A 9,179-nucleotide genomic window follows, 5' to 3' on the forward strand; every position below is an offset into this window, starting at 1 on the left:
GGCGGTGGTCGGATCGGCCGGAGTTGGCGCTTTGCAGCCGGCCAGGACAAGGAGTGAAACGAGGGCAATGACGACGGCGGTCCGTTCGCCGGGTGCGGCGCGTCGGCGGGGCGCAATCACTGGTGGACCTCCGCGTCGAACCCGTCAAGGAACCGGTCCATGATGCCGGGAATGTTGTTGGTGGGACGGTACTGGTCCACCCGGCCGTCAAAGTCGGAGCCGATGATCTGCGCCGCCCGGTCCGGGTCCGTGGCCAGAAGATGTTGGTAAGCGGGGAGGGTGTCCTGCCGAATGAGGTTCCAGCGCTGGTCCGCGTTGGCGATGTTGCCGTCGGGGAAGCCCGTGGTGAAGTCGGTGCGGAACTGGGCGGGATTGTCCCAGCTGGTGAAGGGGATGTTCTCGGGACCGGGGCTTTCCACGCTGAAGCTGTAGGGAAACACCTCGGGGTAGCTTTTGGCGCCCGGGATGGAGGGTTCCCCGGCGAGCGTCACCATATAGGTCACGGCTTCCCCTCCAGGGTGGCCGCGCATGTTGTCGTAGTCGTCCGCGATAATTTCGTTCTGCTCGCGGTACAGGAGGGCCGTGTTTCCTTCACGGACCTGGTCGGGATCTCCCGAATCGATCTGCGCCCACGCGTTGGCCGTGGCCTGGTCGATGGCGCCGGAGTCGCGAAGGCGGTTGATCTCACCGATGCCGCCGTTCAGATACGCCTGGTGCTGGCGCGCCTGGTCCAGGATGATTTCCTTGTTCATGTCCAGCATGCTGGTTTCATAGAAGCGGATTTCCGCATCCGTCATCCCTGCGAGCTGTTCCAGCTGGTCCAGGACGGGAAGGGGGATGTCCGAGGCTGGATTGTCGGTGATTTGTTGAGCCAAATCCCGCAGCATGGCCATGTCCCGGAATCCGCCGGCGAAGGACGGGCCAATCATATTGGCCATGCCTGCCCACTGCAGGTCCGGGTTGGCAAGGTAGGCCTGGCCGTAAAAGTCGTAGACCTTGGTGATGGTCTCCCAGTTGTATTCCGTACCTTTTGACGTGTCCCAGTCGGCTGGATCAATGCCCATGTCCAGCATCGCCTGCCGGTTCCAGTAGGAATTGAGGAAGTCCTGGTAGCCCTTGGAGTTCTTGCTGATCAGGCCGGAGTCCGCCGCGGCGTCCATGGCGGTTTTGGCTGCCTCCGGGTTCGCCTGGGCCCACTGGCGGAACCCGTCGCTCAGCAGGTAGGCGCGCCGCTCGGCCGGGGTCATGGCATTCAGTCTGTCTGTCAGGTCCTGGGCGGTTCCGCTCCCGGATCCGCCCGACCCGGGTCCTCCCGGTCCACCAGTGCTGGCCTTCTCCTGTTCGTCCGCGTTGGCAAGGAGTGTCCTGGCGGCCGACTCCAGCCCTGCCGTTGCCGACCTCAGCAGCCTGGCGTGCGATGACGTCCACTCGCTGCGGAACCTGTCGCCGTCGCGCCCTTTCCACAGGCCGGAACCAATGCTGCTGCTGAGCTGCTGCCCCAGGACGTTGAGCCGGTTGGCGCCGGCAGCCAGGTCCTTGGCGAGTTGCCGCAGCTGCTCCACATCGCCGCCGTAAAAGTTTCCCGCCATGCTGCCCCCTGTTGGCTCCCCCGCTGTTGGCTCTTCCGTGCCAGCCTAACGGGGCATCCTCCGTGCGGCGATGGGGAGTGGTGCCCCTGTGGTCCCCGCCTACTCCGCCTGGTCCCCCAGGAGCCCGGTGGTCCGGTACGGGATGACTTCGCGGAGGAACATGCTGGTGGACGTGCGGACGATGCCCGGGCAGAGCCGGATCTCCTCCGACACCCGGTAGAGGTCGTCGGGGCTCTTGGCCACCACGCGGATCAAGAGGTCGGTATCGCCGGCCGGCGCATGGCACTCCAGGACTTCGGGAATTTCACGCAGGGCAGCGATGGCCTCGTTCAGGTGGCTCTGGTCCAGCTCTGCGCTGACCGCGGCGGCCACGCCCCGTCCCAGGGCCGCCGGAAGCACCCGGCTGCTGTTGGGGCGGAGGGCGCCGGATGCCGTCATCCGCTCCAGCCGGCTCTGGACGGTTCCGCGCGCGAGGCCCAGCCGCTGGGCAAGCACCATGATGGGGACACGCGGATCCTGGTCCAGGGCATTCAGGATGCGCCGGTCGGTGGCGTCCAGTTCCTGCAATCTGACCACTTCCTGTTGCTGCTGGCCTCAGGGATTGATCAAACTGATCAACTCAAGTTGGGCCAATTGTCCCAACTGTATGTTCTCTGCTGGAATAGTGGCAACAAGGACAAAAGCTACCGCTGGTCCGCGCAGGCTACAGTTTCCCCGGCACACCACCCGGCACCTGGACACCGCTTCCCGCAAGGAAGCCGCCGCTGATTGACGCTTGTTCACACCACGCTCATTCTGCAAACACGGCAAGAGCCCCTGAGCTACCGACGCCCGCCTCCCGGAGTCATCGGTAGCTGAGGGGCTCTTGTGTGCTTCCGTTTAGGGTTAATCCATGACCTCCGCCGGCCGCTTCGCCCCCAGCCCGTCCGGTGAGCTGCACGTGGGAAACCTGCGGACCGCAATCCTCGCCTGGCTTTTCGCCCGCTCCACCGGACGCCGCTTCCTGCTGCGGGTGGAGGACCTGGACCGCGCCCGCGCAGGAGCGGAGGCCGTGCAGCTGCGCGATCTGGCGGCAGTGGGCATCACCTGGGACGGCGATGTGGTCCGGCAAACCGACCGCGGGCCCCTCTACGCCGCGGCGATCACACGGCTTGAAGAGTCCGGCCTGACGTACGAGTGCTTCTGCACCCGCCGCGAGATCCAGGAGGCGCCGTCCGCCCCGCATGCTCCGCAGGGTGCCTATCCCGGCACATGCCGCAACCTGGACCGGGCGGAACTGGACTACAAGCGGTCCACGCGGCCGGCCGCCATCCGCCTGCGGGCGGATGTGCGGGAATACACGGTCCAGGACGTCCTCCACGGCGAGTTCACCGGGGCTGTGGACGACTTCGTGCTTCGCAGGAATGACGGGGTAACCGCCTACAACCTTGCCGTCGTGGTGGATGATGCCGCGCAGGGCATAGACCAGGTGGTCCGCGGCGACGACCTGCTCCCCTCAACGCCCAGGCAGGCTTATCTCGCCTCGCTCCTGCATATTCCCGTCCCGGAATATGTGCATGTTCCCTTGGTGGTGAATCGCGACGGCCTGCGGCTGGCAAAGCGCGATGGAGCGGTCACGCTGGCGGACCTCGCCCAGGCCGGGGTGGGTGCCCACGACGTGCGGAACCTGCTGCTGGAGTCCCTGGGATTACCCGCCGGAACGCTGGGCCACGCACTGCAGGCCCTGGACCCGGCACGGTTGCCCCGCGAACCCTGGGTGTGGCCCGGGATGGACCGCCCGGCCGCTGGCTAAGCTTGGTAGATGTCAGACGAGCACATTCCGGCCCAGGCCCGGACGCCAAGGTTCACGGTGGAGACCGCCAAAGTCCTCGCAGAGGTTGCCCACAACCGGCAGAAGGACAAGCTGAAGCGGCCCTACCGGGACCATGTCCTTGCCGTCGGGGATGCCCTGGCGGACTTCGACGACGAGATCCGGATCGCGGGTTACCTCCACGACATCGCCGAGGACACACCGATGACACGGCAGGCCCTGCTGGACATGGGGGTTCCCGAGCGCTCCGTGGACATCATCGAGCGCGTCACCAACCGCCTGCACAGCGACCCCGACGATTACCAGTCCGGCATCCGTGAGATCGCCGGGGACCATGACGCCGCCCTGGTCAAGATCGCCGACAATGCGCACAACTCCCTGCCCGAACGCGTCCAGGCGCTGGCGGAGAAGTGGCCGGACAAGCCCCCGGTGACAAAGTACCGGGACGCCAGGCCGGTGCTTTACGCAGCCGTGGAGGTGGAGGAGGTCCGCAAGATTTTGGCTCGGGCCAATCCGTGGCTGCTGGAGGAATTCGACGCGCAGCTGGATGAGGCCGATGACACCGACTACGAGAACCTCCGCTACGATTCCGGCCCGGGCTCCCGCTCCAAGTAGACCAGGAACTCCTCCGCGAACCGCCGCACCCCGTCCCATTCCGTGTAGATGTAGTCGCGGCCGGTGTCCGTATCCGGGCTGCCCTGGCCGCTGACGATCTTCTTCATCATCATGCGCTTGAGGAATCCGTACTGGGTGTAGAGGAGGGCGCCGCCGAACATCGCCACCTTGTCAGGATGCCAGCCGGTGCTGTCCTCGAACTCCGCAACGTACTTTTCCGCCTCTTCCGGCTCCGCGTGCGCCGAGAGGCTGACCGAGAACAGGGCGGCCGGCAGGCGCTCCAGGCCGGACCGGTTCCGGCGGACAAAATCGGCGACGTAGCCCTCGTGCTTCCCGGCATGGATGGAAGCACCCACTATGACGCCGTCATAGCCGTCAGGCAGGCCGTGGTCTGCGTGCTTGAGGTCCAACGTGTCGGCCTGGTGCCCGTGGGCCTGCAGGACATCAGAGATGTAGTCGGCGATGCGGGCCGTTTGCCCTTCCGAAGTTCCGTACGGGATCAGGATTCTTGCCATGACCACTACTCTGGCGTCCGCCCGGAACCGGGCAAAGGGGCAAAGGTCCCTGTATGCGGTGCCCTGCAGGCGTCCTGCGGAGCAGCCGGGGACTAGACCCGTCCCAGCGCTTCGATGTCCTCCAGGAAGTCCGCCTGCACCTCCGCGCTCACGGTGGTGCGGGTATCACCAATGGCGTCGAGGTAGTCCTGGGTGGAGGGACCTTTCCTGACGGCGGCGCGGACGGAAACGTCGCCCCCGGAGGCCAGCCCGCCGTCGTCGTACACGGCTTTTTCCAGCGCCCGCTGGGAGGCGCTGCGGGCCGCGTACTCGATGTCGGCCGGGGAGAAGCCCTCGGTACGTTCCACCAGGAGTTCCACGTCCACGGCATCCACCACGGCCGCCGGGATGAAACGCTGCCACATCGCCTCCCGGGCCTGCCGGTCCGGCAGCCCGATGGGGATGACGTAGTCGAACCGCCCGTGGCGCAGGAAGGCCGAGTCGAGGGCGCGGATGAAGTTGGTGGCGCAGACCAGGAGCCTGCCGGGCTGTTCCCGGAATGCGGGAATGATCTTCAGCAGCTCGTTGGTCACCCCCTGCAGCGGTGACGGCGGATCACCGGCGCGCTGGGAAGCGATCTCCTCCACCTCGTCGATGAACACCACCGCGTGCTCCAGTTCCGCGATTTCCAGGAAGGTCTCGCGCAGCGCGCCGGCCAGGCCCTGCGGGTCGCCGGCCAGGCGGGACGGGAAGACCTCCACGAACGGCCACTCCAGCCGGGAGGCGATGGCCTTGGCAAAGGTGGTCTTGCCGGTGCCGGGAGGCCCGAAAAGGACGACGGCGCGCGGCGGCACCACGCCGAATTCATCGGCCAGGTCCGCCTCGGCGAGCGGCAGCACCAGGCGCCGTTCCAGCAGTTCCTTTTCCCTGCGCATGCCGGCAACGTTTTCCCAAAGGTCGCGGGCCAGGACGCGGCCGCCCAGCTGGCCCAGGGCGCCGAGCTCCTGGCGCTGGACGGGAATGGTCCGCTCGAAGTAGCGCAGGTTTTTCTTGAGTGCGAAGCCGCGGCCCAGGAAGGCCTCCACGCGGGTTTCGGACTCAGGCATCAGGGCGGAGAGCTTGTTCAGGCCGTGCGGGGCCATCCGGTTTTCGACGGCGGCGAGCAGCGAGGTGCCGATGCCCCTGCCGCGGTACTCGGGAAGGGTGGCCAGGAACACGATCCAGCCCTGGTCATGCGCGGCCCGTCCCACAGCGGCGCCCACCACCTGCTCGCCCTGCACCGCAACCACCGCATGGTCTTTTTCGCACGATGCCAGGACCTCGGACAGGGCGTATACGGGTTCGACGTTGTGGGCCTTGAGCGTCTCCCACAGGTGCAGGATGCCGTCCAGGTCCGCCGAGTGGAAATCCCTGATCCGCCAGTTGGTCATGCGTTACTCCTGTTGGTTCGTCATTGAGCCAGTCGTGGTCGAGCCAGCGTGGACATCTCAGGTGAGCATATGTGAAGCAGGCACCGGGCGGGGTTGCGGTGGCGTTGCATGACGTGCCGCTGCTCAAACCCCCAGCATGTCCATTGTGTTCCGCAGCGTGTCCGCGGAATGGTGCAGGGCGGCCAGCTCGACGTCGTCCATGGGCGTTTCCAGGACACGGTGCACCCCGCCCCTTCCCACCACGCTGGGGAGGGACAGCGCCACGCCGGAAATCCCGTACAGCCCCGACAGCACAGTGGAAACCGGAAGGACAGCGTTGTCGTCCCGGAGCAGCGCCTCCACAATGCGGGCACCGGACAGGCCGATGGCGTAGTTCGTGGCCCCTTTTCCGGCGATGACCTTGTAGGCGGCCTGCACCACTTCACGGGCGGTGCCGGCGAGGTATTCGGGCGTGAAGATCCGCTCCCCGCCCACCGTCCAGTCCCTGATGGGGACCGGACCGATCGTGGCGCCGGACCACAACGGGAACTCCGTGTCCCCGTGCTCTCCCACCATGCTGGCGTGGACGCTGGTAACGGAAACCCCGGCCTCCAGGGCCAGGAGCCACCGCAGCCGGGACGTATCCAGCACCGTGCCGGAGGAGAAAATCCGTTCCGGTGGCAGCCCGGAGATGCGCTGGGCAGCCACCGTCAGGACGTCGCAGGGGTTGGTCACCAGGACATAGACAGCATCCGGCGCACGTTCCAGCAGAGGCGGCATCAGCTGCTCGAGGATCCGGACGTTGGTCCCCGCCAGGTCAAGGCGGCTCTGGCCTGGGTTCTGCTTGGCACCGGCCGTGATGACCACGACGTCGGCGCCTTCCGTGACGGCGATATCCCCGCCGCCGGTGACGGTGGCCGACGCCGCGGCGAACTGGCTGCCGTGGGCAAGATCCAGTGCTTCCGCCTCCGCCTTGGGCGTGTTGACGTCGTACAAGGCGATACTGCTGGCGGAGCCGCGGATCAGCGCGGCGTACGCCAGCGACGTCCCGACGCTCCCGGCGCCCACCACTGCGAGCTTGGATCCTGCCATGGTGCACTCTCCCTTTCCGGAGCCGTTGAGTGTGTCCTACCCGAAGAGTAGCGTGGCCCACATCACTCAAATCCCCAATTAGGAGCCACCATGCCACATTATGGAGGCCGGCTCGCAGCTGTTACTGCAGCGCTGGCTATGAGCGTTACCACCGGGGCCATCAGTCCTGCTTTTGCCACCAACCAACACGGCGCCGATGAACGGCACACGGACAAGAATCCCACCGCCACCGGTTACGGCGGTGCCGTCAGCACCGTGGACCCGGAAGCTTCAGCGGCGGCCATTGACGTCCTCCGTCACGGAGGCAACGCTGTGGACGCCGCCGTGGCTGCTGCGGCCACCCTTGGCGTCACCGAACCCTACAGCGCCGGCATTGGCGGCGGCGGTTATTTCGTTTACTACGACGCGAAGTCCGGAAAGGTCAGCACCATTGACGGCCGCGAGACGGCTCCGGCGGGGATTACCCATGATGCGTTCATCGATCCGGCCACCGGCAAGCCCTACCCGTTCACTCCCGAGCTTGTCACCAGTGGCGTCTCGGTGGGTGTTCCGGGGACGCCTGCCACCTGGGAGCGCGCGCTGGAGCGCTGGGGAAAGTTCAGCCTGAAGAAGGCGCTGGAACCCGCCATCGAGGTGGCGGACCGCGGGTTCGTGGTGGACGAGACGTTCCGGAGCCAGACGGCGGACAACCAGAAACGGTTCGAAGCCTTCACCTCAACCAAGGACCTGTACCTGCATAACGGGAAGCTCCCGGAGGTGGGCTCGGTCTTCAAGAACCCTGACCTCGCCGACACCTACCGGCTGCTGGCAGACAAGGGCATGGACGCGTTCTACGACGGAGCGTTGGCCAAGGAGATCGCCAAGACCGTACAGAACCCGCCCAAGTCTCCGGACACCAAGCTTCCTGTGTCCAAAGGCTCCATGACCGAGGAGGACCTGGAGCACTACAAGGCCCTGGACCAGGACCCCACCCACGTGAACTACCGTGGCTATGACGTCTACGGCATGGCACCCTCCAGCAGTGGCGGCACCACCGTGGGTGAGTCGCTGAACATCCTGGACGTGTTCAACCTCCCGTCCCTCAAGGCTGACCAGCCCGCCGTGCTGCACCACTACCTGGAGGCCAGCGCCCTGGCTTTCGCGGACCGTGCCAAGTACGTGGGGGACCCCGCGTTCGTGAAGGTGCCCACCGAGGCGCTGACCGATCCCATCTTCGGCAAGGAGCGTGCCTGCGAGCTTGATCCCATGCACGCGGCTATTAAGCCCTTGAAGACCGCAGGCGATGTCACCTCCTACGACGGCACCTGCCCGGTCAAACCGGCTGCGCTCGCGGATGAGAAGGACACGGAAAACATCTCCACCACCAACATGACCGTCTCGGACAAGTGGGGCAACGTCGTCGAGTACACGCTGACCATCGAACAGACCGGCGGCTCCGGCATGGTGGTTCCCGGCCGCGGGTTCCTGCTCAACAACGAGCTGACCGACTTCTCCACGGTCTATGACCCTGCCGACCCCAACCGGATCGAGCCGGTCAAGCGGCCGCGGTCGTCCATGTCGCCCACCATCCTGCTGGAGGACGGCAAGCCGTTCCTGGCCCTGGGCTCCCCGGGCGGCTCCACCATCATCACCACGGTGCTGCAGACGCTGGTCAACCGCATCGACCTGGGCATGAGCATCCCGGACGCCATCGCCGCTCCCCGTGCTTCACAGCGGAACACCAAGGCCGTCACTGCTGAGCCGGCGTTCATCGACAAGTACGGCGCAGCACTGACGTCGCGCTTCGCGCACACCCTGACCCCATCGGGCGACTCGTTCTCCTCCGCCTCGGAGATCGGGGCGGCCACCGCCATCGAATTCCTGGGGGACGGCCGGACACTAGCGGCAGCCGAGCCGGTCAGGCGCGGCGGCGGATCGGCCATGGTGGTCAAACCGTCAAAGTAGAAGAGCCACTGCCTTAAACGCCCGACGGCGGCACCCGGCTCCTGGATTTCCAGGACCTGGGTGCCGCCGTCGTTCAGGGCAGCTACTTTTTGAAGGTCTCCGCCGGGGCATTGGCAACCACCGGCGACATGCCGGTGTAGCCGTCGCGGGTTTCGGCGATTTGGCGGATGCGGGTGCGGCAGGCGTACCAGCCGGCGACCATGAGGATGGAGGCGATGGCGGTGAC

General features: G+C 66.2%; 8 protein-coding genes. 3 read left to right on the forward strand and 5 right to left on the reverse strand.

Annotated features, from left to right (window positions below; translation table 11 throughout):
* Positions 1–116: 116 nt before the first annotated feature.
* Positions 117–1,589, reverse strand: a complete 1,473-nt coding sequence (locus FB478_RS17240; RefSeq protein ID WP_144601175.1) for a WXG100 family type VII secretion target — start codon at positions 1,587–1,589, stop codon at positions 117–119.
* A 99-nt stretch (positions 1,590–1,688) separates the two neighbouring features.
* Positions 1,689–2,156 carry an Lrp/AsnC family transcriptional regulator gene (locus FB478_RS17245; protein WP_018769718.1) on the reverse strand — a complete coding sequence of 156 codons (468 nt, stop codon included), beginning with the start codon at positions 2,154–2,156 and terminating at the stop codon, positions 1,689–1,691.
* Positions 2,157–2,481: 325 nt separating this feature from the next.
* Here FB478_RS17245 and gluQRS point away from each other — a divergent pair, with 325 nt between their 5' ends.
* The gene (gene gluQRS / locus FB478_RS17250; protein ID WP_144601176.1) at positions 2,482–3,381 is read left to right on the forward strand and encodes a tRNA glutamyl-Q(34) synthetase GluQRS; all 900 of its coding nucleotides are present in this window, start codon (positions 2,482–2,484) and stop codon (positions 3,379–3,381) included.
* Positions 3,382–3,390: 9 nt separating this feature from the next.
* Positions 3,391–4,014, forward strand: a complete 624-nt coding sequence (locus FB478_RS17255) for an HD domain-containing protein (protein WP_018769716.1) — start codon at positions 3,391–3,393, stop codon at positions 4,012–4,014.
* Here the strand turns inward: FB478_RS17255 and FB478_RS17260 are convergent.
* From FB478_RS17260 to FB478_RS17270, 3 genes are all read right to left on the reverse strand, one after another.
* Positions 3,981–4,529, reverse strand: a complete 549-nt coding sequence (locus tag FB478_RS17260; RefSeq protein WP_134164916.1) for a flavodoxin domain-containing protein — start codon at positions 4,527–4,529, stop codon at positions 3,981–3,983. The genes FB478_RS17255 and FB478_RS17260 overlap by 34 nt on opposite strands.
* Positions 4,530–4,621: 92 nt before the next feature.
* Entirely contained in the window at positions 4,622–5,938 is a 1,317-nt protein-coding gene (locus FB478_RS17265; protein ID WP_018769714.1) for an ATP-binding protein, read from the reverse strand.
* Positions 5,939–6,061: 123 nt separating this feature from the next.
* Entirely contained in the window at positions 6,062–7,009 is a 948-nt protein-coding gene (locus FB478_RS17270) for an L-lactate dehydrogenase (protein WP_018769713.1), read from the reverse strand.
* 90 nt (positions 7,010–7,099) lie between these two features.
* Between FB478_RS17270 and ggt the strand changes: the two genes are divergently transcribed.
* Complete coding sequence (ggt, locus tag FB478_RS17275; RefSeq protein ID WP_144601177.1) at positions 7,100–8,953, forward strand: gamma-glutamyltransferase; 1,854 nt, start codon at positions 7,100–7,102, stop codon at positions 8,951–8,953.
* Positions 8,954–9,179 lie beyond the last annotated feature (226 nt).

The sequence above is a fragment of the Arthrobacter sp. AG367 genome (assembly GCF_007828995.1).
Lineage (GTDB): Bacteria > Actinomycetota > Actinomycetes > Actinomycetales > Micrococcaceae > Arthrobacter.